Below are 25,395 nucleotides of genomic sequence, written 5' to 3' on the forward strand. Positions count from 1 at the left end.
ATATCCCATGAGCAGCCTGCACCCCTACCCGCGCCTGCTGGCCGACATCGGCGGCACCAATGCCCGCTTCGCGCTGGAAACTGCGCCCGGCATCATCGAAGACATCGATGTGCTGCCCTGCAACGACTACCCGACGCTGGCCGACGCCATGCGCGCCTACCTGCAACGCGCCGGCACCCGCTCGGTAAGCCATGCCGCCATCGGCATCGCCAACCCGGTGACCGGCGACTTCGTGCAGATGACCAACCACCACTGGGCGTTCTCCATCGAGGCCACCCGGCAGGAACTGGGCTTCGCCACCCTGCTGGTGCTGAACGACTTCACCGCGCTGGCGCTGGCGCTGCCGCACCTGCCGGCTGCCGAGCTGGCACAGCTGGGCGGCGGCGAAGCCCGCCACGGCGCCAAGGCGCTGATCGGCGCCGGCACCGGCCTGGGCGTCTCCGGCCTGCTGCCGCACGGCGGCAGCTGGGTGGCGATTGCCGGCGAAGGCGGCCACGTATCGTTTGCCGCGGTGAACGACGAGGAAGCCGCCATCCTGCACTACGCGCAGGGCCGCCTCGGCCAGCACGTGTCCTGCGAGCGTTTTCTGTCCGGCCCCGGCCTGGAGCTGATTCACGATGCGCTGGCAGTGGCGGACGGCGAAGCCGCCGGCCAGCTGTCGGCGGCGCAGATCAGCGAGCGCGGCCTGTCCGGCCGTGACACACGCTGCGAAAAAGTGCTGGCGCACTTCTGTGCCATGCTCGGCACCGCCGCCGGCAATCTGGCGCTGACGCTGGGCGCGGTTGGCGGGGTATATATCGGCGGTGGTATCGTTCCGCGCTTTGGCGACATGTTCGCCCGCTCCGCCTTCCGCGAGCGCTTCGAAGCCAAGGGCCGCTTCCGCGACTACCTGGCCGCCGTGCCGGTGTATGTGATTCACAGTGCCTACCCGGCGCTGACCGGCGTGCAGGCCGCGCTGGCCGACCACCTGGGGGACCACCATGCTTGAAAAAATCCGTGCAGACCTGGACAAGCTCTCCGGCGCCGAACGCCGGGTGGCGGAACTGGTACTGGCCCAGCCGTATACCGTGATGCAGTCGGCGGTGTCCGACATTGCCACCAGCGCCGGCGTCAGCCAGCCGACGGTGATCCGCTTCTGTCGCAGCATGGGCTTTAGCGGTCTGTCGGATTTCAAGCTCAAGCTCGCCGGCATCCTGGTGGGCGGCGTGCCCTATGTGCACTCCAGCGTGCGGCCGGAAGACCCGGTGTCGGAGATCACCGCCAAGGTGTTCGACAACACCGTCACCGCGCTGCTCAAGTGCCGCAACGACATCAACCCGCAGGCGGTGGACGCGGCGGTGGATCTGCTGGCCGGCGCGCGCCGCATCGAGTTCTACGGCCTGGGCAACTCCGGCATCATCGCCGCCGATGCGCAGCACAAGTTCTTCCGCTTCGGCATTCCCACCGTGGCCTACGCCGACAGCCACATCCAGATCATGGCCGCGGCGGTGTTGGGCGAAGGCGACGTGGTGGTGGCGATTTCCAGCTCCGGCCGCTCGCGCGAGCTGATGGACGCGGTGGAAATGGCACTGTCCACCGGTGCCAAGGTGATTGCCATCACCGTGCCGGACACGCCGCTGGCGGAAAAAGCCACCGTGACGCTGGAAGTGGATTCGCCGGAGGACAGCGAGACCTACAGCCCGATGCTGTCGCGCATCCTGCACCTGGTGCTGATCGACATCCTCACCGTGGGCGTGGCGCTGAAGCGTGGCCCCGGCGTGGTAACACAACTGGAAAAAGCCAAGCGCAGCCTGAAACAGAAACGCCTGCGCGGCGACGAAGAGCATGACTAAGCCCGCGCGTGCCCCGCGCGGCAAACGCACACCAGCCAGCCCGGCAGAGGTTGGCCGCGACAAAATGACAAAGAGACCCGGAGCCATCATGAGCAAACTGACGCAACTGCCCGCCTGGAACGCGCTGTGGCAGCACTTCGCCGAAGCCAAACAGCTGCACATGCGCGAGCTGTTCGAAACCGACCCGCAACGCGCCGAGCGCTACTCGCTGGAAGTGGGCGGCCTGTTTCTCGACTACTCCAAGAACCGCCTCACCGACGACACCCTGAAGGGGCTGATGGCGCTGGCACGCGAAGCCGGCCTGCCGGCGCGCATCAAGGCCATGTTCAAGGGCGAGAAGATCAACAGCACCGAGAACCGCGCCGTGCTGCACGTGGCGCTGCGCAACCGCACCAACTCGCCGATCATGGTGGACGGCGAGGACGTGATGCCGAAGGTGAACTCGGTGCTGGCGCGCATGGGCAAGTTCGCCCACGCGGTGCGCAGCGGCGACTGGCTGGGCTACACCCACCAGCCGATCACCGACGTGGTGAACATCGGCATCGGCGGCTCCGACCTCGGCCCGCTGATGGTGTGCAGCGCGCTCAAGCCCTACGGCCACCCGCGCATGAACATGCACTTCGTCTCCAACGTGGATGGCGCGCAGCTGAAGGAAACGCTGAAGAAGGTGCACCCGGAGACTACGCTGTTCGTGGTGGAATCCAAGACCTTCACCACCCAGGAAACGCTGACCAATGCGCTGACCGCCCGCGAGTGGTTCGTGTCGCGCGCGCGTGACGAAAAGGCGGTGGCCAAGCACTTCGTGGCGGTGTCCACCAACAAGAAGGCGGTGGCCGAGTTCGGCATCGACCCGGCCAATATGTTCGAATTCTGGGACTGGGTCGGCGGCCGCTACAGCCTGTGGTCGGCCATCGGCCTGCCGATCATGCTGTACCTGGGCGAGGAGAACTTCACCGAGCTCTTGAACGGCGCCCACATCATGGACCAGCACTTCTACAACGCCTCGTTCGAAGAGAACATGCCGGTGCTGCTGGCGATGATCGGCATCTGGTACATCAACTACTACGGCGGCGGCAGCCACGTGATTGCGCCGTACGACCAGTACCTGCACCGCCTGCCGGCCTTCATCCAGCAGCTGGACATGGAGTCCAACGGCAAGCAGGTGTGCCTGGACGGCGCGGCGGTGAACTTCGAAACCGCGCCGATCATCTGGGGCGAAACCGGTATCAACGGCCAGCACGCCTTCTTCCAGCTGCTGCACCAGGGCACCCACATTTCGCCGATCGACCTGATCTGCTCGCTGGAGAACCGCACCAGCCTGCCGGGCCACCACGAGATTCTGCTGGCCAACGTGTTCGCCCAGGCCGAGGCCTTCATGCGCGGCAAGACCGCCGACGAAGTGCGCGCCGAGCTGACCGCCCAGGGGCTGGCGGAAGCGGCAATGGAGGCACTGGTGCCGCACAAGGTGTTCGGCGGCAACCGCCCCACCAACACCCTGCTGATGGACCGCCTCGACCCGCGCAACCTCGGCAGCCTGATTGCGCTGTACGAGCACAAGATCTTCGTGCAGGGCGTGATCTGGGGCATCAACAGCTTCGACCAGTGGGGGGTGGAGCTGGGCAAGCAGCTGGCCAAGACCATCCACGCCGAGCTGTCCGGCAAGCTGAAGGACGCGCCGCACGACAGCTCCACCAAGCTGCTGATTGAGCGCTACCGCCACGCCAACCGCCACCAGTAACCGCGGCGCGGGCAACAAAAAAACCGGACAGTGCGAACTGTCCGGTTTTTGTTTGCGGCCAACGTTGGCCGCATGGCGCCCGCCGCGCCTACAGCGTGCCGTAGGAATGCAGACCGGTGAGGAACATGTTGACGCCGATGAAGGCGAAGGTGGTCACCAGCAGGCCGATCACCGCCCACCACGCCAGCGGCTCGCCGCGCCAGCCTTTCACCAGCCGCACGTGCAGCCAGGCGGCGTAGTTCAGCCACACGATCAGCGCCCAGGTCTCTTTCGGATCCCAGCTCCAGTAGCCGCCCCAGGCATCGGCCGCCCACATGGCGCCGAGGATGGTGGCAATGGTGAAGAACAGGAAGCCGACCGAGATCGCCTTGTACATCATCTCGTCGATGATGTCCGGCGCCGGCAGCTTGCCGGCCAGGATGCCGCGCCGCGCCAACAGCTGCGCCACGCCCAGCATCGCCGACAGCGAGAAGGCGCCGTAGCCGACGAAGTTGGCCGGCACGTGGATCTTCATCCACCACGATTGCAGCGCCGGGATCAGCGGCTGGATCTGGTGCGCCTGGCGGTCGAAGGTGTACCACAGGATGAAACCGACCGCGGCGCTGATCACCAGCAGCACGAAGGCGCCCAGCTGGCGCGCGGCGAACTTGGCCTCGTAGTACAGGTACATCAGCGCGGTGATCAGACAGAACAGGATGAACACTTCGTACAGGTTGGATACCGGGATGCGGCCAACGTCCGGCGCGATCAGGTAGCTCTCGTACCAGCGGGTGAACAGCCCGGCCAGCGCGAACGCCGCCGCCGCCCAGGTGAGGCCGCGTGCGATGCGCGCCAGCAGCGCCGAGCGCGACAGCAGCGCCCCCCAGTACACCACGGTGGCGAGGAAGAACAGCGTGCACATCCACATGAACGACGACTGGCTGGACAGCAGGAACTTGAGGCCGAAGCTTTCGCCGGCGCGCGCCAGGTTGTGGTCGTACAGCGCGATGGCCAGCTGCGACATGCCGCCGGCCAGCGGCAGGAACCAGCGCCAGCTTTTCCAGAACCAGCCCAGCGCAATCAGGCCGACGGCGCTGCCGGCCAGGATCAGCTGCTCGTAGTAATCCATGGCGCTGCCGTACAGGCTGAAGCTGTAGCCGGCCACGGCGACGATCAGCGCGGCGAACAGCCAATCGGCTGCAGCCAGACGCTTGTAGAACGGTTGTTGCAGGGTCATTTCCATCATGCTTCTCCAGTGCGGCTTTGCAGCGTGCCGACGACTTGCGCGAAATCACGATCCAGATCGCGGTTGTGACGGTTGCTGCTCATCGCCACCCGCACGCGCCCCGGACGCAACACTAGCCACAAGCGCACTTCGCGGATATAGAACATTAGGATGATGCCGATCACCAGCAGCAGCGAACCGAGGTACACCAGGTTCTTGCCGGGCGAACGCGTCATCTGCAGGCCGGAGGCCTGCACCTGGTCGAAGCCGCTCAGCTCCAGGTACACCGGCGCGGCGTAGTCGTTCAGTGCGCTGATGCTTACCAGGCTGTCCAGCAGGAAGCGGTAGTGCTTTTCGTCCTGCGGCCACGGCGCCTGGCCGGCTTTTTCCTGCGCCACCGCCATCACATCAATAATGGCACCCTGCAGGATCTTGATATAGGTCTGCGCGATGGCCTGGCGCTTGTCGGCCGGCACTTTCTGGTCCAGGAACTGTTCCAGCGCGGCAAAGCCGCCGGCGCTGAAGCGCCCCAGCACCCAGCGCACACTGTCGGCGAACTGCTGCTGCATCGCCGGGCTGATCGCCTTGCCCTGCAGCGCCTTGGCGGCGGTGCGCTGCGCCATTTCCTGGTACCACGCCGGGTTGTTCAGCGCCGCGCGCAGGCGCATGAAGCTGTCGATCTTCAGCTGGTCGTCCAGCGGGATGCGCAGGTACTGGAACGGCTGCGACACTTCGCTGCGCACGCCGGCTACCTGGTACATGGCGCCGTCCTGCTGCATCGGTGCCATGTAGTGCTGGTACTCGCGCGCCTGGCCCTGGCTGTCGCGCAGCTTGAAGGTGACCGACGGGCCGACGTTCTTCAGCTGCTTGTTGTCCTGCCGCACTTCGCGCGCGTCCTGCATGCGCTGGCCGAGGCTCTTGCTGCCGTCCGGCGCCTTGCCCATGTTCTCGACGTTGAACACTCGCAGTTCGCCGAATTCCAGCTGGTAGTCCTTGCCGTTGGCTTTCAGCGGCTGCGCCGCCAGCGACACGCCCTTGATCTCCACCGGCGCCTGCTGCGGCGCGGCCAGGTTCCAGGCGCGCAGCTGCAGCGGCGAGCCGCCATCGCCGAAGCTGGCCTGGTAGATGGCGACGCCGTCGATGATCAGCGGATGGTTGACCTTGATGGTGGCCGGGGTTTCCTTGCCGCTTGCCTTGTCGGTGACCACGATGTCGCTGGCGAACAGCTTGGGCATGCCATTGCTGTAGTAGTCGACGTGGAATTTCTTCAGCGTGACGATGAACGGCAGCTCCTGCACCAGGTAGCCATTGCCGCTGTTGAGGAAGATCACGTCGGCGCTCTTGTTCTCGGCCACGGTGACGTTACCGCGGAACGACAGGTTGGCCGCGGTCAGCCGGCTTTGTGCCGGAATCTGGCTTTGCGGCATGTCGCGCGTTTCCGGCACGATCTGGCCCAGCAGCTCACCGATCTTCAGCGGCAGGTTGCCGTCCAGCAGGCCGCCGATGCAGATCACCACCATGGCGATGTGGGCGAAGAAGTAGCCCAGCTTGTTGGCGGCGCCCTTCTTGGCCGCCAGCACCACGCTGCCGTCCTCGCGCTCGCGGCGCTTGTAGCGCATGCCCTGCGCCTGCAGCAGCGCCACGGCGGCCGGCTCGTCCAGCGTCAGCGCCAGCTCCTGGCTGTGCTTCATCGCCGCCAGCGAGTTGTCGCTGGCCTTTTCGCGGTAGGCGCGCATCTCGTGCAGGAAGCCGGGGCCGTTGCGCACGATGCACAGCGTGGTGGAGGCCACCAGGAAGGCCAGGATGGTGAGGAACCAGGCCGAGTGATACACATCGTACAGGCCCAGCACTTCAAACGCCTTGAACCAGAACGGGCCGAACTCGAAGGCGTAGTTGGGATAGGGTTCGTTCTGCTTGAGCACGGTGCCGATCACCGAGGCGATGGCGAGGATGGTCAGCAGGCCGATGGCGAAGCGCATCGAGCTGAACAGTTCGTACAGCTGGTAGCCGGGAGAAGTGCGTTTTTTGCTGGTCATTTTTCTAGTTTCGGACGCGACAAAGGGGGCGCGAAGCCCCCTTTGGAATACCGCCGCGCAAAAAAGTTGCGCCGTTTAGCGGAGGCCGGAAATGTATTCGGCAACCGCCTTCATTTCGGCATCGCTCATGCGCATGGCAATGTCGGCCATGGTCTGGTTCTTGCGATCGGCACCTGCCTTGAAGGCATTCAGCTGCGCCACCACGTAGCCGGCGTGCTGGCTGCCCAGCGCCGGGTACTGGTCCGGCAGACCGCGGCCGGCCGGGCCGTGGCAGGCCATACAGGCCGGTACCTTGGTGGCCGGGTTGCCGGCGGTGAAGATCTTCTTGCCCAGCGCCATCTGGCTCTTGTCCGCGGCTTCGCGCGGCTTCACCTTCTGGCTGCTGAAGTAGGCGGCGACATTGCGCATATCGTCGGCGGACAGCGGAGTGGCCATGCCCAGCATGATCGGGTTCTTGCGCTCGCCCTTCTTGAAGGCGGCCAGCTGGTTTTCGATGTACTTGGCATGCTGCCCGGCCAGGGTCGGGTTGGCAGAGGCCACGCTGTTGCCGTCTGCACCGTGACAGGCGGCGCACACCTGATCCACAATGACTTTGCCCTTGGCCGGATCGGCCTTGGCAGCCGGAGCCGGGGTGGCGGCCATCGCGCTGGCTGCAAAGCCTGCAGCGGCGATAGCCAACAGCATCTTACGTTTCATGGTCGCTCCTAGTGAGAGATAGCGTAAATATCTGTAAAGGTGGCAATTTCAAACCTGCTATTCTATATCAATTGACTTTGCCCTTACTACTATGTCGATTTTTCAGAAAGCGCAGTTTTTTACCACGGTAAATCATTTGCGGGACCTGCCGCCCACCCGTTGCGAGGTGGCCTTCGTCGGGCGTTCCAACGCGGGCAAGTCCAGCGCCATCAACACCCTGTGCAACCGTACCCGCCTGGCCTATGTATCCAAGACCCCGGGACGTACCCAGCATATCAATTTCTTCGATCTGGGACAGGAGCGTTTTCTGGTCGACTTGCCGGGCTACGGCTATGCCGAAGTGCCGGAGGCGATTCGCACCCACTGGGTGGAACTGCTGGGCCGCTACCTGCAGACCCGCGACAGCCTGGTGGGCCTGCTGCTGATCATGGACTCGCGCCATCCGCTGAAAGAGCTGGACTGGAAAATGATCGAGTTCTTCCATGTCACCCAGCGTCCGGTGCACATCCTGTTGTCCAAAGCCGACAAATTGTCGCGCCAGGAGCAGCAAAAGGTTCTGTCCTCGGTCAAGAAAGAGCTCGCCGACTACCCGAATATCAGCATCCAGCTGTTTTCCAGCTCGAAAAAGACCGGCACCGAGGAAGTCGCCCGCGTGGTGGAGGACTGGTTTGCCGCCTGCCCGCTGCCGGAGGCGGAAGACTTCGACGCCCCGGAAAACTTCGACCACCCGGAAACTTTCGGCGACTGAACCGTCAAAGCAAACAGGAGCAACGCGCTTCTTCCCGCTTCACCTCCCTGAGCGGGAGCCTGCAAAGGCATTCACCCCGGTTACCGTAACCGGGGTTTTTTCTTGCCCGCCCGGCTGGCAACGCAAGAAACGGATCGCGCTGCCGGCGCCGGCCACCTACACTGCGGCATCTTCCTCCGTTCCACATTTGTCATGAAAACTGATCACTGGCTGCTGTTGCTGCTGGCCGCACTATGGGGTGGCTCCTTCCTGTTCATGCGCGTGGCGGTGCCGTCGCTGGGGCCGTTGCCGCTGATCGAACTGCGGCTGGCGCTGGCGGCGCTGGTGCTACTACCGGTGCTGTGCTGGCAGGGCGGGCTGGCGCAGTGGCGCGCGCACTGGTGGCAGATCACCGTGTCCGGCGTGTTCCTGTCGGCGCTGCCGTTCTGCCTGATTGCCTGGGCCACGCTGACACTGCCTGCCGGCGTGGCCTCGGTGCTGAACGCCACCACGCCGCTGATGACCGCGCTGTGGGCGATCCCGCTGGCCGGCGAAAAACTGACACTGCCGCGCGGCGGCGGCCTGCTGCTGGGTCTGGCCGGGGTCACCGTGCTGATGCTGGGACGCGGCGCCGGCTTCGATGCCGGGGCGCTGCTGCCGGTACTGGCGATGCTGGCGGCCACCGCCTGCTACGGCTGGTCCGGGCACATGACCCGGCGCTGGCTGCACGGTGTACCGCCGCTGGTGATCACCACCGGCATGCTGGTAAGCGGCTCGCTGCTGCTGTTGCCGCTGGCGTGGTGGCAATGGCCGCACGGCGCGATTGCGGCCAACGTGTGGGGCGCGGTACTGGCGCTGGCGCTGGCCAGCACCGCCTTTGCCTACCTGATCTTCTACCGGCTGATCGCCCGCCTCGGCGCCACCCGCGCCAGCGGCGTCACCTACCTGGTGCCGGTGTTCGGCGTGCTGTGGGGGGCGTTGCTGCTGGGCGAGGCCATCAACGCCGGCATGCTGCTGGGCGCGGCTCTGATCCTGGCCGGGGTGGTGCTGCTGGGCTGGCAGCCGGGCATGCTGCGGCGCTGATCACAGCGGCAGCAAGGGCAGCGTCACCCGCACATCGAAGCCGCCCTCTGGCGGGTGCGCGAACTGCAGCCGCCCGCCGTGCTGCTTGACGATGCGCGACACGATGGCCAGCCCCAGGCCGCTGCCGCCGTCGGTGCCGCGGTGTGCGGCCAACCTTTCGAACGGCGCCAGCGCCGCCTGCTGCAGCTCCGGCGCGATGCCACTGCCGCTGTCATGCACCTGCAGCGTGACCTGCTGCCCGGCGGTGTGCAGGCTGACGGCGAACGGTGCCGCACCGTAGCGGCGGGCGTTCTGCAGCAGGTTGGACAGCAGCCGCTGCAAGCCGAGCGCATCGCCGTTCACCGTGGCATCCTGGCGCTGGAAGCTCACCGTCATGCCATCGCGGGCGAACTTGCCCAGCACGCTTTCCACCAGTTCATCCAGCGCCAGCGGCGACAGCGGCCGCGGCTCCTCGCTGCGGGCAAAGTCGATGAACTGGCCGACGATGCGCGACAGCTCGTCGATGTCGGTGAGCATGCCGTCGCGCTCGCGGTTGTCGTCCTGCAGCTCCACCGCCAGCTTCAGCCGCGTCAGCGGCGTGCGCAGGTCGTGCGACAACCCGGCCAGCATCAGCCGGCGCTCGCTGGCGGCCTTTTGCAGCGCGCTGGCCATGCCGTTGAAGCGCTCGATCAGCAGCTGCACCTCGCGCGGGCCGCTGGGCGCCAGCGGCGGCGGCGTGCGCCCGGCCTCCAGCTCGCGGGTGGCGGCCAGCAGTTTCGACAGCGGCCGCGTGGTGCGCCAGGCCAGCGCGAACGCTGCCAGCACCGACAGCAGCGCCACCAGGCCGGCGGCCTGCAAGGTTGGCCGCAACGACGGCGGCAGGTAGCGCGCCAGCGGCATCACCAGCCAGTAATGCTCCGCCAGCATCGGTACTTTCAGCCACAGCTCGTGGCGCTCGCCATTGGCAAAATAGACTTCCACCGGCTCGCCCAGCGCGTTGCCGAGCGCCTCGGCCAGCTCGCGTCCCATGCCGGGCACGCGCGCCTCGCGCCGGGTGGCGTCGTCCAGCGGCAGCAGGCGCGGCAGGCCGATATGGTCGTTGGCGCGCAGGAACGGCGCGCGCTGCGCCGGCGGCATCGCCTCCAGCACGCCTTCGTAATCGGCCAGCGTGTCCACCACCTGCGCGTATAGCTGGCGCGACAGCAGGCGGTTTTTCTGCTGCACTCCCAGCCACAGGGTGAACACCTGGCTGGCCAGTACCGCCAGCACCACCAGCCCCGCCAGGCGGCTGAACAGCGTGCCGCGCAACGCCGGCCACTTCATCCTGCGTCCCTGCTGCTGCCGTCCGGCACGAACACGTAGCCGTAGCCCCATACCGTCTGCAGGTAGCGCGGCGGGCCTTCCGGCTCCTCGATAACCTTGCGCAGCCGCGACACGTGCACGTCGATGCTGCGGTCCTGCGATTCGCCGCCGCCCTTGCCCATCGCCAGCTCCATCAGCTGCTCGCGCGTCAGCGGCCGCCGCGGGTGGCTGGCCAGCGCCAGCAGCACCGCGTACTCGGCGGTGGTCAGCGTCACCGGCGCGCCGTCGCGGGTCAGCTCGCGCCGCGCCGGGTTCAGCACGCAGCGGCCGAAGCTCAGCGGCTCGGCCTCGGCCAGCTGCGCCGCCACCACCGGAGTGTGCTCGTAGCGACGCAGTACCGCGTTGATGCGCGCCAGCAGCTCGCGCGGGTTGAACGGCTTGGCCAGGTAGTCGTCGGCGCCCATTTCCAGCCCCAGGATGCGGTCCACATCCTCGCCGCGTGCGGTCAGCATCACCACCGGGATCGGCTCGCCCTGCGCGCGCAGGCGGCGCACCACCGCCAGGCCGTCCTCGCCGGGCATCATCACGTCCAGCACCAGCAAGTCCGGGCGGTTGCGCGCCAGCTTGCGGTCCAGGTCGCGCGCATCCGGCAGCGTGTCCACGGTGTAGCCCTGCTGGCTGAGATAGCGCTGCAGCAGTTCGCGCAGCCGCACATCGTCATCTACCACCAGTATTTTGCGTTGCTCCATAGGGTTTCCGTTAGCAGCCTTGAGTTCAGTGCAAAGCGTACCCTGCGGCACCGCCCGCGTCAGCCCTGGCGTAAAGATTGATTAAGCCGGCAGCCGGCGTTAACAGCCGTTAACACTCTGCCGCCGGCGGCACAAAGTTGCGCAACACCCGGCGCCTACAGTGCAGACATCCACAACGGCCCACGTGGCCACCAGCCAGGAGCTGCCCGATGAAGACCCGAACCCTGCTGACCGCTGCCGCGCTTGCCGCCATCAGCGCCCTGTCCGCCACCGCCATGGCCTGCGGCCCCGACATGGATGCCGGCGGCAAACCGCCGCGCGCCGAGATGCAGGCTTTCCGCGCGGCCGTGATGTCCGGCGCGCTGAGCGATGCCGAACTGGCCACGCTGAAGAAAGACCGCGACGCGCTGCACGCGCAAATGGAAAAACTGCGTGCCGACGGCAGCCTGAGTACGGCGGACCGCGACAGCCTGCAGAAGTTGCAGCAGAGCATGCGCGACAAGGTGCAGAGCCTGATCGCCAACAACGAGCGCAGCCAGCCGCGCAGCAGCTGGCCCAGCCAGTTGCTGCCGGAGCCGGGCCGCCACGGCCAGCACCATGGCGGCCGCGACGGCGGCCAGGAGCACTGGGGCAGCCGTGACGACATGCGCGCGTTTCATGCCGCCGTGCAGTCCGGCGCGCTGACCGACGCCGAGATCGCCAGCCTGCGCCAGCAACAGCAGGCACTGCACGCCAAGCTGCAGGAGTTGATTGGCAACAGCGACCGCACCCAGCCGCGCCCGCTACCGGCCGCACCCAAGCCGTAACGCCATGACAGCGTGCCATGCACCCCCGGCATGGCACGCCGTCGTCACGCAAGATAGAATGTGCTTATGAATCGGCTTTTCCCGACGCTGCTGCTCTGCATCGCGGCCAACCTTGGCAGCGCGGCCCTGGCCGCGCCGCCGTTCTTTGCCGGCCCGCCGCAGTTCCGCGACCAGCAGGACGGCATCGACAGCCAGCGCCTGCGCGAACTGCGCCTGCGCGAGGCGATCGACCGCGGCGAGCTGAATCGGGAAGAAGCCAAACGCCTGCGCCAGTATTACCGCCGTCACGAGGCGCTGCGGCCGTATCCGCCGCAGCCCGGCATGGCCAGCCAGCCATACGGCCGGCAACCCGGCGAAAAGGACTGGCGCCGCTGGCGTAAAAAACAGGATAGGCTGAACGCACTGCCGTTTGCCGCCCCGGACTAGCAGCGTGCCGCAGCGGCCAGCCGTCTGGCCCGGCCGGCGGCGTCCGTGGCGCTCGGCATCACACTACATCTGGGGGGATGGGCATGAGATGGCAACGCTGGGCATGGCTGCTGGCCGCAGGGCTGGCCGCGTCACAAGCCTGGGGCGCGGCACCGGCCGCCTGCCGCGGCGCGGCGGACAGCCCGGCCTGCCAATACGCGCAGGCGGGCGCAGCCAGCTGTAGCGACGTGACCCTGCCCGACCGCCCGGCCTGCCACCAGCAATTCACCCCGCCCGCCAACTGCCGCCGCGAACGCGACCGTGCCGCCTGCATCGCGCTGCAACAGGCGCAGTACCAGTGCAGCCAGCTCTTGGGGCTGGCGCGCCGGCAATGCCTGGCCGCCGCGCTGCCGGCGCCAAGCTGCCGCCCCGGCACGCCACCGGAACGCTGCCGCGCGCTGCAGCTGGCCGCCAAGCGTTGCGGCGCGCTGTTCGGCAGCCAGCGCCGGCAATGCCAGCACCAGATCATCCAGCAACAGGACGACGGCTCGGCGCTGCGGTGACGCGCCACCCGCCACGCCCAGGCCGCCCGTCGCCGACCGGCGGCCTTGTCATTTGCTGGCGCAGCGCCGCGACACCCGCGCCGTAACCGGCAGCAGCAAGGCCGCCGCTCTCGCGAGTGGCGGCCTTGTCGTTGCGGCCAACGTTGGCCGCAGGCCTTACGGCAGCAGGATGATGGAGCCGGTGGTGCGGCGCGCTTCCAGGTCGGCATGGGCGCGGGCGGCATCGGCCAGCGCGTAGCGCGCCGACGGCTGCACCTTCACCGCGCCGGCGCGGATGCGCTCGAACAGCGCCTCGGCGCTGGTTTCCAGCTCGGCGCGGGTGGCCACGTAGTCGCCCAGCTTGGGGCGGGTGAAGAACAGCGAGCCCTTCTGCGCCAGCAGCAGCGGCGCGAACGCCGGCACCGCGCCGGAGGCGTTGCCGAAGCTGACCAGCATGCCGCGCGGCGCCAGGCAGTCCAGCGAGATGTCGAAGGTGTCCTTGCCCACCGAGTCGTACACCACCGGCACGCCCTTGCCGTCGGTGATCTCGTTCACCCGCGCCACCACGTCTTCCGTGCGGTAGTTGATCACGTGCTTGCAGCCCAGGCGGTGGGCGATGGCGGCCTTGTCGGCGCTGCCGACGGTGCCGATCACCTGCACCCCCAGCGATTTGAGCCACTGCACCGCGATCTGCCCCACCCCGCCGGCGGCGGCGTGCCACAGCACGGTCTGGCCGGCTTCCACCGCGAAGGTGCGGCGGATCAGGTACTCCACAGTCATGCCTTGCAGCATCACGCAGGCGGCGGTGTCGTCGGCGATGTCGTCCGGCAGCCGCACCAGCGGCGCGGCGTTCATCACCCGCCGCTGGCTGTAGGCGCCCTGCGCGCCGCCGGCGTAGGCAACGCGGTCGCCCACCGCCAGGTGGCCGACGCCGGCGCCCACCGCCTCCACCACCCCGGCGGCTTCGGAGCCGAGGCCGGACGGCAGGGTGAGCGGGTACAGCCCGCTACGATGGTAGGTGTCGATGAAATTGACGCCGATGGCGCTGTGGCGCAGCAGCACCTCGCCCGGGCCGGGACTGCCGGGGTCGCTCTGCTCCAGCTGCAGCACTTCCGGGCCGCCGGTGGCGTGAAAACGGATGATCTGGTTCATGGAAACCTCCTGTCGGTGGGCGCGCTCCGGCGCCGCTGGCGGCATCTTGCAGCAAAGTCGCGCCGGCGCCACGCAACAGGCTGTTCTGCAGACAGAACCGCCCGGTGCCGGCCGCTAGTACGCCGCCGGCAGCCGGCCGGACAACTGCAACAGTGCGGGCAGGCATTGCGGCCAACGTTGCAGCCGGTGGTCGTCGCCGTTGAACACCGTCTGGCGCGCGCCGGCGTAATGGCAGGCGGCCACACGCCAGTCCAGCACCTCGTCGGCGGTGCCCAGCAGCAGCCAGTAGTTGGCCGCATGCAGCCGTTCCGGGCGCATGGCCGCCAGCTCGGCCATGTGCTGCTCGGTCAGCACGTAGTCCTCGCCGGTGTAGGGGTTGTGCTGCGGGCCGAGAAAGCGCGCCAGGTCGTGCTCCGGGTACACCGCCGGGTTGATCAGCATCGCCGGCAGCTTGAAGCGCTCGGCCAGATGGCTGGCGTAGAAGCCGCCCAGCGAGCTGCCGATCAGCACCAGCGGCTGGCGCTGCGCGGCGATCAGGCTGGCGGCCTGGGCGATGGCGCTGGCCGGGTACGGCGACAGCTGCGGCGCGTCGAAACTGTGTCCGGCGCCGCTGGCGGCCAGGAAGTCGCGCGTCTCGCGCGCCTTCAGCGATTGCGGGCCGGACTGAAAGCCGTGCAGGTACAGGTAATGGGTCATGATGGCAGGCCGCGGGAACGATGCCGCAGTGTACGCCAGCGGCCGGCGCTCAGCGCGGCTTCCACTGGTAGCGTTGCAGGATGCGCTGCACCTCGCCGTTGCGCTCCAGCGCGGCGATGGCGCGGTTCAGCTGCGCCACGCTGTAGCGCGCCTTGGGCGCCACCGCGCAGTAGGTCTGGTGGCTGGACACCAGCCACGGCTGCACCTTGATGCGCTGCGCCGCCGCCGCGTTGTTGCGCGCCCAGCCGGCCAGCTCCAGCTCGGAGGTGATGGTGGCGTCCACCGCGCCCAGCCCCAGCGCCTTGAGGCTGGAATCCAGCCGCGGGTGATCCACCCGCATCGCCTCGCCGTCCTGCCACAGCGGCTGCAGCGTCGGGTAGTGATAGCCGCGGATCACGCCGATGCGCAGCCCGGCCAGATCCTGCAGCGTGGCCACCTGGCGTGGCAGGGTGTTGCTGGTGACCACGCGCTCGATCTGCGGGTAGACGTCGCGCGTCCAGCCCAGGCGGCTGGCGTTGCCGAACCAGGTCGGGTTGGCATTGCAAACGATGTCCACCGCGCTGCTCTCCACCGCCGGCTCCACCCGGTTGCGCGACAGCAGGTAGAAATGCGCGCCGGTGGCCAGCTCGGCCGCCAGGGCAATGCCAAGATCATAACTAAGACTGGGCGCCAGTTCGCGCGCCGCGTTCAGCACCACGATGGGCGGCGCGTCCGACTCCGCCACCCCGATGCGCAACTCGGCTGCCTGGCCCGCGCCAGCGGCGAACATCAGTGCCAACACCAGCGTGCTTGATTGCTGCGGCATATGCGGCTCCCGGTCCCTGTTATATTGTATTGTTCTAAAGAATGCGCTTATCCGATTGTTTCGCAATGATAAGATAAAGCTCTGTTATCTACGTAGTTTTACCTAATAAAAGCTGCTTTCGCCATGTCCACACACGCCCACCACCCCGTTTTCGACCTGCTCGCGCGCCGCATCCTGATTCTGGATGGCGGCATGGGCACTATGATCCAGCGCCACCAGCTGGAGGAAGCCGACTACCGGGGCGAGCGTTTCCAGGACTGGCCCCGCGATGTAAAAGGCAATAACGACCTGCTGGTGCTGACGCAGCCGCAGATCATCGCCGGCATCCACCAGGCCTATCTCGATGCCGGTGCCGACATCATCGAGACCAACAGCTTCAACGCCACCGCCATCGCCATGGCCGACTACGGCATGGAGGAGCTGGTATGGGAGCTGAACTTTGCCGCCGCCAAGCTGGTGAAAGAGCTGTGCGTGGCGATGACCGCGGCCAACCCGGACAAGCCGCGCTTCTGTGCCGGCGTGCTCGGCCCCACCAGCCGCACCTGTTCCATCAGCCCGGACGTGAACGACCCCGGCTACCGCAACGTGAGCTTCGACGAGCTGGTGGACACCTATAGCGAGGCCATCGACGGCCTGGTACAGGGCGGCGCCGACTTCCTGCTGGTGGAAACCATCTTCGATACGCTGAACGCCAAGGCGGCAGTGTTCGCCATCCACAAGTATTTCGACGAACGCCCGGACGTGCCGCGGCTGCCGACCATGATCTCCGGCACCATCACCGACCAGTCCGGCCGCACCCTGACCGGCCAGACCACCGAGGCGTTCTACAACTCGCTGTCGCACGCCGACGCCATGAGCTTCGGCCTGAACTGTGCGCTGGGCCCGGACCTGCTGCGCCCCTACGTGGAAGAAATGTCGCGCATTGCGTCCACCTTCGTCTCGGTGCACGCCAACGCCGGCCTGCCCAACCCGCTGGCGCCCACCGGCTACGACCTGACGCCGGAAGTCATGGCGCCGCAGGTGCGCGAGTGGGCCGAGGCCGGGCTGGTGAACATCATCGGCGGCTGCTGCGGCACCACGCCGGAACACATCGCCGCCATCTACCAGGCGGTGAAGGACCTGCCGCCGCGCCCGCTGCCGCAGATCGAGCCCAAGTGCCGCCTGTCCGGCCTGGAGCCGTTCAATATCGGCGACCACGACCTGTTCGTGAACGTGGGCGAGCGCACCAACGTGACCGGCTCCAAGGCGTTTGCCAAGCTGATCCTGAACGGCGACTACGCCACCGCGCTGGACGTGGCGCGCCAGCAGGTGGAAAACGGCGCGCAGGTGATCGACATCAATATGGACGAGGGCATGCTGGACGCCCACGCCGCCATGGTGCGCTTCCTCAACCTGATCGCCGCCGAGCCGGACATCAGCCGCGTGCCCATCATGATCGACTCCTCCAAGTGGGACGTGATCGAGGCCGGCCTGAAGTGCATCCAGGGCAAGGGCATCGTCAACTCCATCTCGCTGAAGGAAGGCCGCGACAAGTTCGTGGAGCAGGCGCGCCTGGTGCGCCGCTACGGCGCGGCGGTGATCGTGATGGCCTTCGACGAGGCCGGCCAGGCCGACACCTTCGCCCGCAAGATCGAAATCTGCGAAAAGAGCTACCGCATCCTGGTGGACGAGGTGGGCTTCCCGCCGGAAGACATCATCTTCGACCCGAATATCTTCGCGGTGGCCACCGGTATCGAGGAACACGCCCGCTACGGCCTGGACTTCATCGAAGCCACCGGCTGGATCAGGAACAAACTGCCGCACGCCAAGATTTCCGGCGGCGTGTCCAACGTGTCGTTCTCCTTCCGCGGCAACAACAAGGTGCGCGAGGCGATTCACGCCGTGTTCCTGTATCACGCCATCAAGCGCGGCATGACCATGGGCATCGTCAACGCCGGCGCGCTGGAGGTGTACGACGAAGTCGACGCCGAGCTGCGCGAGCGCATCGAGGACGTGGTGCTGATGCGGCCAACCTCCGACGGCTCCGACGCCACCGAGAACCTGATCGCGCTGGCGGAGAAGTTCAAGGGCGACGCCGTGGCCGGCAAGCAGGGCGAGGACCTGTCCTGGCGCGAGCTGCCGGTGGCCAAGCGGCTGGAACACGCGCTGGTGAAGGGCATCACCACCTTCATCGAGCAGGATACCGAGGAAGTGCGCGCGGGTAGCGAGCGCCCGATCCACGTGATCGAAGGCCCGCTGATGGACGGCATGAACGTGGTGGGCGACCTGTTCGGCGAGGGCAAGATGTTCCTGCCGCAGGTGGTGAAATCCGCGCGCGTGATGAAGGCGGCGGTGGCCTACCTGGAGCCGTACATCGAGGAGGAGAAAATCCGCCTCGGCCTGCAGGACGCACCGGCCAAGGGCACCATCATCATGGCCACGGTGAAGGGCGATGTGCACGACATCGGCAAGAACATCGTCGGCGTGGTACTGCGCTGCAACAACTACAAGGTGATCGACCTGGGCGTGATGGTGCCGTGCCAGAAGATTCTGGATGCCGCCATCGAGCACAAGGCCGACATCATCGGCCTGTCCGGCCTGATCACCCCCAGCCTGGAAGAAATGAGCCATGTGGCCAAGGAAATGCAGCGCCAGGGCTTCGACATCCCGCTGCTGATCGGCGGCGCCACCACCAGCCGCGTGCACACCGCGGTGAAGATCGCGCCGCACTATCAGGGCCCGGTGATCTACGTGCCGGACGCCAGCCGCGCGGTGGGGGTGTGCTCCAACCTGCTGTCCGACACCCTGCGCGACCCGTTCGTGCAGGAGGTGGCCGACGACTACGCCAAGGCGCGCGCCATCTTCGAAGGCCGCGGCGACGCCAAGCTGCTGCCGCTGGCCGAAGCGCGCGAGCAGCGCCACCGCATCGACTGGGCCGGCTACACCCCGCCCAAGCCGGCGTGGCTGGGCGTGCGCCGCTTCGAGCAATACCCGCTGGCCGAGATCGCCCGCTGCATCGACTGGACGCCGTTCTTCCAGAGCTGGGAGCTGGCCGGCCGCTTCCCGGCGATCCTGGACGACGCGATCGTCGGCGAATCGGCGCGCAGCCTGTTTGCCGACGCGCAGGCCATGCTGCGGCAGATCATCGACGAACAATGGCTGAGCGCCAATGCGGTGATCGGCCTGTTCCCGGCGCGCAGCGTGGATTGCGACGATATCGAGATCCTGGACCCGGAAACCCGAGCACCGCTGATGACCTGGGTGGGCCTGCGCCAACAGCTGGTGAAAACCGACAAGGACGGCAACAAGAACCCGGACTGGGCGCTGGCCGACTTCATCGCCCCGGCCGACAGCGGCGTGGAAGACTACATCGGCGCCTTCGCGGTTACCGGCGGCCTGGGCATCGACCCGCACGTGGCGCGCTTCGAAGCCGCCAACGACGACTACTCGGCGATTCTGCTCAAGGCGCTGGCCGACCGTTTTGCCGAGGCCTTCGCCGAGCTGATGCACCAGCGCGTGCGCACCGAGTTCTGGGGCTACGCCGCCGGCGAGACGCTGGACAACGAGGCGCTGATCGACGAGCAGTACGTGGGCATCCGCCCGGCGCCGGGCTACCCGGCCTGCCCGGACCACACCGTGAAGCGCGAGCTGTTCGAACTGCTCGACGCCCCGGCCATCGGCATGACGCTGACCGAAGGCTATGCGATGCTGCCCACCGCAGCGGTATCCGGCTTCTACTTCAGCCATCCGGACAGCCGCTACTTCGGCGTGGGCAAGGTAAGCCGCGACCAGGTGGAAAGCTATGCCCGGCGCCGCGGCGTGAGCATGGCCCAGGCCGAGCGCGACCTGGCGCCCAACCTGGGCTACAACGCCTGATCGCAGGCTTGCGGCCAACGTTGGCCGCAGACACAAACGGCAGGCCGACTGGCCTGCCGTTTGTCATTTATCGCTACTATGTAAGCTGCCAGCCACTTCTTTCACCGCACGGCCCGCGCCTCTCCCCGGGGCGCACCGTCAACCACACAGGAACCGCCAGCATGGGCAAAGGCCGACTGGAAGCATTCAGCGATGGCGTACTGGCCATCATCATCACCATCATGGTGCTGGAACTGAAAGTGCCGCACGGCAGCGACTGGGGCGCGCTGGCGCCGCTGCTGCCCAGTTTCTGGAGCTATGTGCTCAGCTTCATCTATGTCGGCATCTACTGGAACAACCACCACCACCTGCTGCACGCCGCCGGCCAGGTGTCGGGCGGCGTGCTGTGGGCCAACCTGCACCTGCTATTCTGGCTGTCGCTGCTGCCGTTTGCCACCGGCTGGATGGGCGAGAACCACTTCGCGCCGCTGCCCACCGCGCTGTACGGCGCGGTGCTGCTGATGGCGGCCGTCGCCTGGTACCTGCTGCAGTTCGCCATCATGTGCACCGACGGCAAGGCCTCGCCGCTGCGGCGCGCGCTGGGCCGCGACTGGAAGGGCAAGCTGTCGCCGCTGCTGTACCTGCTCGGCATCGCGCTGTCGTTCTGGCAGCACTGGCTGGCGCAGGCCATCTACGCGCTGGTGGCGCTGCTGTGGCTGATCCCCGACCGCCGCCTCGAACACGTCGCGCCGCGGCCGGAACACTAGCGCGGGCGGCCGGCGCGGCATCGGCGCCACACTGGATGCACAGCCGGCGCACACGGCACTTGATCTGGCGCAGCTAATCCGCGCACGCGCGCCACGGCGCCGCCGCCGATTGATCAGGCTCGCTTACAATAGCTGTCATGCCTAATCGACTCTCTCGCCTGAGCCTGCTGCTATGCGCACTGGCAGCGCAGCCGGCCAGCGCCCAAGCGGCGCTACAACCGCTGCTGCTGGCGCTGGGTGAACACAAGCCACCCTACATCCTGCAAGACAAGAATGCCGGTATCGAATACGAGCTGACCACCAGCGCGCTGCGCCTGGCCGGCTACGAGCCGCAGGTGCTGTTCATGCCCAACCAGCGCGCGCAGCTGGCGCTGGCCGACGGCCGGGTGGATGCCGCCATTTCGCGCAACGGCCCGTTCGTGTCGGTGCCCTACATCGCCTACCACAATATGGCGATCTCGCTGTGCAAGCCGCAGTTGCGCCTGGACAACATCGCGGCGCTGGGGCGCTGGCGGGTGGCCGCTTTTCACAACGCGCAGCGCTTTCTCGGCACCGAGTTCGCCAGTATGGCGCGCGACAACGCCGATTATGTCGAGGTGTCGCCGCAGCCGATTCTGGGCAACCTGCTGTACAGCGGCCGCGCCGATGTGGTGATCTCCGACCTGTACATCTTCCTGCAGCTGCCGATGCCGCCCAACCTGCCCACCAGCACGCGGCAGCCGGTGTGCAGCCACGCGCTGTTCCCGCCGACGCTGTATTCGCTGTCGTTCCGCAACCCGGAGACGCGGCAGCGCTTCAACAGCGCCATCCGCCAGCTGGCGCGCAGCGGCTTCTACGAGAAGCTGGCCAAGCGCTACCAGCTGCAGGACAAACAGGGCCGCGCGCTGTTCAGCCCGGACACCATCGTCCGCACCCCGCAAGGCGGCCAACCCTGGGCGCTGACCGCCGTCGCGCTGAGCCGCTAAGCCACACCCATCTCTCCCGCGCCGCGCCGCTGTGGCATCCGCGCCGGCGCCGCGCGCGGCCGGCTGTGGCGCGGCGCCGACACTGCCGCCGCTTTCGCACGCCGGCGGCGCCAGCGGCTTGTTGCCTTTCCCCCACTTTCTATACTCCAGCTAAGCGCTGCGTTTCTGTCATGTAGTTGTCGCGAAAAGGATGCCAAAAATGAACAACAACATCGTCCTGGCCGGCCTGCTGTGTGCGGCACTGGCAAGCCACGCCGCCGCGCTGGATCTTTCCGTCGGCGCCGGCAGCAACGGCGAAGGCTCCAACTACTTCCGCCTCGGCGGGCAGCAGGAGTTCGACAGCAGCTGGTGGCAGAGCCGCCACGGCCGGCTGACCGGCTACTGGGATGCCGCCGTCAGCTACTGGCAGGCGCGGGAAAGCCAGGACAACCAGTCGCTATCGCTGTCGCCGGTGCTGGTCTACCAGTTCCACGGCGACGGCATCCGCCCGTTCATCGAGGCCGGCATCGGCCTGGCCGCCTTCCGCCACACCCGGGTGGATGACCACCAGCTGGGCACCGCGCTGCAGATGGAAGACCGCCTCGGCGTCGGCCTGCGGCTGGGCGACGGCCATACCCTGGGCCTGCGCGCCATCCACTACTCCAACGGCGGGCTGCAGCAGCCCAACGACGGCATCGAAGGCTATTCGCTGTACTACCAGTGGCAGTATTGAAACCCTGCGGCCAACCTTGGGCCGCGGCCGGCTAGGCCGGGCAGCAGCGCTGGATCACCTGCGCCAGGGTGGCAAAGTGGCGGCCGATATCGGCTTCGTCGACGTGGGCATAGCCCAGCAGCAGGCCGGGTTGCGGCTGCGGACCACGGTAGTACTGGCTGAGCGGCCGGGTGAGGATGCCGGCGCTCATCGCCGCCGCGCACACCGCCAGATCGTCGCTGCCCGGCGGCAGCCCCAGCACCAGGTGCAGGCCGGCGGCGCCGTCGTGGATCGCCAGCCGCGTGCCGAAATGCTGGCGGATGGCGGTGAGCAGCGCCTGCCGTCGCCGCGCGTACAGCTGGCGCATGCGGCGGATATGGGCAACGAAGTGGCCCTCGGCGATGAAATCCGCCAGCACCGCCTGCGTCAGGTACTGGCCGCCGCGGTACAGCTCGGACAGCCCGGTCTGGAACACCTCCACCAGCGCCTCCGGCACCACCATATAGGCCAGCCGCAGCCCCGGGTAGATCACCTTGGAGAAGGTGGCCAGGTAGATCACCCGCCCGTGCGGGTCCAGCCCCTGCAGCGACGGCAGCGGCGGGCGGCCGTAGCGGAACTCGCTGTCGTAGTCGTCTTCCACGATCCAGCTGTTGTGGCGCCGCGCATAGGCCAGCAGCCGGCGCCGCCGCGCCAGGCTCATCACCGCCCCCAGCGGGTACTGGTGCGATGGCGAGGCATAGATCAGCTTCGGCTCGCCCAGCCGTGCGCCGTCGTCCAGCTTCAGCCCCTGCTCGTCCACCGCCACCGGCAGCGTCTCCAGCCCGGCACTGCGCCACACGCTGTGCACCCCCCAGTAGCCCGGCTCCTCCACCCAGGCGCGCTCGCCCGGATCGGCCAGCAGCAGCGCCACCAGCTGCAAGGCGGCGTGGGCGCCATTGGTGACGATGATCTGCTCCGGCGAGCAGCGCACCCCGCGCGAGCTGCGCAGGTAGTCGGCCAGCTGCTGGCGCAGCGCCGGCAGCCCCGGCCCCACCGCGTAGGTGAGCAGGTCCGGCTGCGGCTTGCGCCACTGGCGGTTGTGCAGCCGCATCCAGATGCGCGCCGGAAAGGTGCGCACCTCCGGCACCCCCGGCATGAACGCCCCCCACTGCCGCTCGCCGGCGCCGGCCTGCGCCACCAGCGCCTGGCCGCGCGCCGAGATCGCCGGCCGCAACGCGCTGGGCGGCGCCGGCGGCTGCGGGCTGTCGTGCCCCACCAGCCGGTCCGGCCGGGTATCCAGCACGAAGGTGCCCTGGCCGACGCCGGCACTGACATAACCCTCTGCGGCCAACCTTTCGTAGACGTGGATCACCGTGTTGCGCGCCACGCCCAGCTCGATCGCCAGCTGCCGCGACGACGGCAGCCGCAGCCCCGGCGGCAGCTGCTCCTGCAGCATGGCGTCGCGCAGCAGGCGGTACAGCTGCTGGTTGTTGGCCTCGCGGCTGGCGGGGTCGAACTGCTGCTGCACCAGGTCGCCCAGCAGGGGCGAACTGCTAGCGGCAGCGGCAAGCGGTAGCCAGGTCATGGGCAATTGGCTCCATCAAAAAAACAGGATTGGGTCTAATTATATCGCCAATGGCCCCTTACACTGCCGCCCTGCATTCCCCCCGATGCAGCAATAACAATAAAAAACACGATGGACCGTCGCCACGGTCGTCCCCTGGACCAATAGAGAGAATATCGATGAGTGCTCCCTCCTCCGGCTTGAGCCACGGGCTCAAGCAACGTCACGTCACCATGTTGTCGATTGCCGGCGTCATCGGCGCCGGCCTGTTCGTCGGCTCCGGCCACGCCATTGCCGAAGCCGGCCCGGCGGTGCTGCTGGCCTATGCCATCGCCGGCCTGCTGGTGGTGATGGTGATGCGCATGCTGGGTGAAATGGCGGTCGCCTCGCCCGATACCGGCTCGTTCTCCACCTACGCCGACCGCGCCATCGGCCACTGGGCCGGCTACATCATCGGCTGGCTGTACTGGTGGTTCTGGGTGCTGGTGATTCCGCTGGAAGCCAACGCCGCCGCCACCATCCTGCACACCTGGTTTGCCGGCGTGCCGATGTGGCTGTTCGCGCTGGGCATCACCGTGCTGTTGACCATCACCAACCTGTTCAGCGTGAAGAACTACGGCGAATTCGAGTTCTGGTTCGCGCTGGTGAAAGTGGTGGCCATCGTCGCCTTCCTGGCCATTGCAGGCGCCGCCATCTGCGGCCTGATTCCGGGCAGCCAGGTCAGCGGCGTGAGCAATCTGTTCAGCCACGGCGGCTTCATGCCCAACGGCTTCGGCGCGGTACTGGGCGCCATGCTCACCACCATGTTCACCTTCCTCGGCACCGAGATCGTCACCATCGCCGCGGCGGAATCCGACAACCCGCAGCAGCAGATCACCAAGGCCACCAACTCGGTGGTATGGCGTATCTGCCTGTTCTACCTCGGCTCCATCTTCGTGGTCACCGCGCTGGTGGCGTGGAACGATCCGTCGCTGCCGCTGCAGGGCTCCTACCAGCGCACGCTGGAGCTGATCGGCATCCCCAACGCCAAGGCCATCGTCGACGTGGTGGTACTGGTGTCGGTAGCCAGCTGCCTGAACTCGGCGCTGTATACCGCCTCGCGCATGCTGTACTCGCTGTCCAGCCGCGGCGACGCGCTGCGCCAGTTCGGCGCGGTGGCCGCCAACGGCACACCGCAGAAGGCGGTGCTGGGCTCGATGGTGGTGGGCTTCCTCACCGTGATCGCCAACTACCTGATGCCGAAGGCGGTGTTCGACATCCTGCTGGCCACCTCCGGCACCATCGCGCTGCTGGTCTACCTGGTGATCGCCATCTCGCAGCTGCGCATGCGCAAACAGCTGATCGCCCGCGGCGAGACCCCGGCGTTCAAGATGTGGCTGTTCCCGTGGCTGACCTGGGCGGTGATCCTGTTCATCTGCGCCGTGGTGGCACTGATGGCCATCCGCCCGGACCACCAGATCGAAGTGCTCGGCACCGGCGTGCTGACGCTGGCGCTGCTGGTGGTGGGCTGGCTGCGCTCGCGCCTGTTCGGCACCCCGTGGCGCAAGAGCAGCACCCTGCGCCCGGCCGCCAGCCGTGCCTGATTTTGTTTGACCCTGCTGTGTCACAGCACTCGCCCGTCGCCAACGCGACGGGCATTTTTTTTGCCTGTCGCCGCGATCCCGGGGGGCTGCCATGCGGAGGAACAACAAACGTTGGCCGCATCCAGCAGGCACAAAGCATGCGGCCAACGTTGTGAGGCACCCAAACTGCCCCACGGGCAGCGCCGGCAAAAACGGTATCCGCAAGGTTTTAAGCGGCCGCTTTGTCTGAGCCGCGCGACGTTAGCGCGCGGCGAGTTCGG

At 67.2% G+C, this 25,395-nt stretch carries 22 protein-coding genes; 13 read left to right on the top strand and 9 right to left on the bottom strand.

What is annotated here, in order from left to right; genetic code table 11:
- Positions 1-7: 7 nt before the first annotated feature.
- From ACFOLG_RS11080 to pgi, 3 genes are all read left to right on the top strand, one after another.
- Positions 8-988, top strand: coding sequence for a glucokinase (locus ACFOLG_RS11080; protein ID WP_386091697.1), 981 nt, complete (start codon positions 8-10; stop codon positions 986-988).
- Positions 981-1,832, top strand: coding sequence for a transcriptional regulator HexR (gene hexR, locus ACFOLG_RS11085; RefSeq protein ID WP_386091699.1), 852 nt, complete (start codon positions 981-983; stop codon positions 1,830-1,832). Before ACFOLG_RS11080 ends, hexR begins: the two co-directional genes overlap by 8 nt.
- 88 nt (positions 1,833-1,920) lie before the next feature.
- Positions 1,921-3,570, top strand: a complete 1,650-nt coding sequence (gene pgi, locus ACFOLG_RS11090; protein ID WP_386091701.1) for a glucose-6-phosphate isomerase — start codon at positions 1,921-1,923, stop codon at positions 3,568-3,570.
- 88 nt (positions 3,571-3,658) lie between these two features.
- Here pgi and ccsB read toward each other — a convergent pair whose 3' ends face one another.
- From ccsB to ACFOLG_RS11105, 3 genes are all read right to left on the bottom strand, one after another.
- Positions 3,659-4,795 carry a c-type cytochrome biogenesis protein CcsB gene (gene ccsB / locus ACFOLG_RS11095; RefSeq protein WP_386091703.1) on the bottom strand — a complete coding sequence of 379 codons (1,137 nt, stop codon included), beginning with the start codon at positions 4,793-4,795 and terminating at the stop codon, positions 3,659-3,661.
- Complete coding sequence (locus ACFOLG_RS11100) at positions 4,792-6,810, bottom strand: cytochrome c biogenesis protein ResB (RefSeq protein ID WP_386091705.1); 2,019 nt, start codon at positions 6,808-6,810, stop codon at positions 4,792-4,794. Before ACFOLG_RS11100 ends, ccsB begins: the two co-directional genes overlap by 4 nt.
- A gap of 75 nt (positions 6,811-6,885) precedes the next feature.
- Positions 6,886-7,506 (bottom strand): c-type cytochrome, encoded by a 621-nt coding sequence (locus tag ACFOLG_RS11105; RefSeq protein WP_386091707.1) that lies wholly within the window; start codon positions 7,504-7,506, stop codon positions 6,886-6,888.
- Positions 7,507-7,597: 91 nt separating this feature from the next.
- Between ACFOLG_RS11105 and yihA the strand changes: the two genes are divergently transcribed.
- Both yihA and ACFOLG_RS11115 read left to right on the top strand, forming a co-directional pair.
- On the top strand, positions 7,598-8,254 hold the full coding sequence (gene yihA, locus ACFOLG_RS11110; protein ID WP_386091709.1) for a ribosome biogenesis GTP-binding protein YihA/YsxC: 657 nt from the start codon (positions 7,598-7,600) through the stop codon (positions 8,252-8,254).
- Between the two features lie 192 nt (positions 8,255-8,446).
- Entirely contained in the window at positions 8,447-9,316 is an 870-nt protein-coding gene (locus ACFOLG_RS11115) for a DMT family transporter (protein ID WP_386091710.1), read from the top strand.
- Here ACFOLG_RS11115 and ACFOLG_RS11120 read toward each other — a convergent pair whose 3' ends face one another.
- Positions 9,317-10,618: an ATP-binding protein gene (locus ACFOLG_RS11120; protein ID WP_386091712.1), complete on the bottom strand. Its 1,302-nt coding sequence runs from the start codon at positions 10,616-10,618 to the stop codon at positions 9,317-9,319. It abuts the gene before it with no gap.
- Positions 10,615-11,346 (bottom strand): response regulator, encoded by a 732-nt coding sequence (locus ACFOLG_RS11125; protein ID WP_386091714.1) that lies wholly within the window; start codon positions 11,344-11,346, stop codon positions 10,615-10,617. The genes ACFOLG_RS11120 and ACFOLG_RS11125 overlap by 4 nt, the downstream gene beginning before the upstream one ends.
- A 209-nt stretch (positions 11,347-11,555) precedes the next feature.
- Here ACFOLG_RS11125 and ACFOLG_RS11130 point away from each other — a divergent pair, with 209 nt between their 5' ends.
- The 3 genes from ACFOLG_RS11130 (at position 11,556) to ACFOLG_RS11140 (ending at position 13,120) form a co-directional block, all read left to right on the top strand.
- Entirely contained in the window at positions 11,556-12,152 is a 597-nt protein-coding gene (locus ACFOLG_RS11130) for a hypothetical protein (protein ID WP_386091716.1), read from the top strand.
- Between the two features lie 66 nt (positions 12,153-12,218).
- Entirely contained in the window at positions 12,219-12,578 is a 360-nt protein-coding gene (locus ACFOLG_RS11135) for a hypothetical protein (RefSeq protein ID WP_386091718.1), read from the top strand.
- Positions 12,579-12,661: 83 nt separating this feature from the next.
- On the top strand, positions 12,662-13,120 hold the full coding sequence (locus ACFOLG_RS11140; protein WP_386091720.1) for a hypothetical protein: 459 nt from the start codon (positions 12,662-12,664) through the stop codon (positions 13,118-13,120).
- 156 nt (positions 13,121-13,276) lie between these two features.
- Here ACFOLG_RS11140 and ACFOLG_RS11145 read toward each other — a convergent pair whose 3' ends face one another.
- From ACFOLG_RS11145 to ACFOLG_RS11155, 3 genes are all read right to left on the bottom strand, one after another.
- A complete protein-coding gene (locus ACFOLG_RS11145; protein WP_386091722.1) occupies positions 13,277-14,251 on the bottom strand; it encodes a quinone oxidoreductase family protein in 975 nt (324 codons plus the stop codon).
- A gap of 114 nt (positions 14,252-14,365) precedes the next feature.
- Complete coding sequence (locus ACFOLG_RS11150; protein WP_386091724.1) at positions 14,366-14,947, bottom strand: YqiA/YcfP family alpha/beta fold hydrolase; 582 nt, start codon at positions 14,945-14,947, stop codon at positions 14,366-14,368.
- Positions 14,948-14,996: 49 nt separating this feature from the next.
- Complete coding sequence (locus ACFOLG_RS11155) at positions 14,997-15,752, bottom strand: substrate-binding periplasmic protein (protein ID WP_386091725.1); 756 nt, start codon at positions 15,750-15,752, stop codon at positions 14,997-14,999.
- A gap of 123 nt (positions 15,753-15,875) precedes the next feature.
- Here ACFOLG_RS11155 and metH point away from each other — a divergent pair, with 123 nt between their 5' ends.
- From metH to ACFOLG_RS11175, 4 genes are all read left to right on the top strand, one after another.
- Positions 15,876-19,607, top strand: a complete 3,732-nt coding sequence (gene metH / locus ACFOLG_RS11160) for a methionine synthase (protein WP_386091727.1) — start codon at positions 15,876-15,878, stop codon at positions 19,605-19,607.
- A gap of 161 nt (positions 19,608-19,768) precedes the next feature.
- On the top strand, positions 19,769-20,353 hold the full coding sequence (locus ACFOLG_RS11165) for a TMEM175 family protein (RefSeq protein WP_386091729.1): 585 nt from the start codon (positions 19,769-19,771) through the stop codon (positions 20,351-20,353).
- Positions 20,354-20,490: 137 nt separating this feature from the next.
- Positions 20,491-21,318 carry a substrate-binding periplasmic protein gene (locus tag ACFOLG_RS11170; RefSeq protein WP_386091731.1) on the top strand — a complete coding sequence of 276 codons (828 nt, stop codon included), beginning with the start codon at positions 20,491-20,493 and terminating at the stop codon, positions 21,316-21,318.
- Positions 21,319-21,517: 199 nt separating this feature from the next.
- A complete protein-coding gene (locus ACFOLG_RS11175) occupies positions 21,518-22,030 on the top strand; it encodes an acyloxyacyl hydrolase (protein WP_386091733.1) in 513 nt (170 codons plus the stop codon).
- Positions 22,031-22,061: 31 nt separating this feature from the next.
- Here the strand turns inward: ACFOLG_RS11175 and pdxR are convergent, their stop codons facing one another.
- Positions 22,062-23,573 (bottom strand): MocR-like pyridoxine biosynthesis transcription factor PdxR, encoded by a 1,512-nt coding sequence (pdxR, locus tag ACFOLG_RS11180; protein WP_386091735.1) that lies wholly within the window; start codon positions 23,571-23,573, stop codon positions 22,062-22,064.
- A gap of 158 nt (positions 23,574-23,731) precedes the next feature.
- On the opposite strand from pdxR, the gene gabP reads away from it, so the two are divergent.
- Positions 23,732-25,135: a GABA permease gene (gene gabP, locus ACFOLG_RS11185; protein WP_386091737.1), complete on the top strand. Its 1,404-nt coding sequence runs from the start codon at positions 23,732-23,734 to the stop codon at positions 25,133-25,135.
- The last annotated feature ends 260 nt before the right edge of the window (positions 25,136-25,395 follow it).

The organism is Vogesella facilis (assembly GCF_042648525.1).
Lineage (GTDB): Bacteria > Pseudomonadota > Gammaproteobacteria > Burkholderiales > Chromobacteriaceae > Vogesella > Vogesella facilis.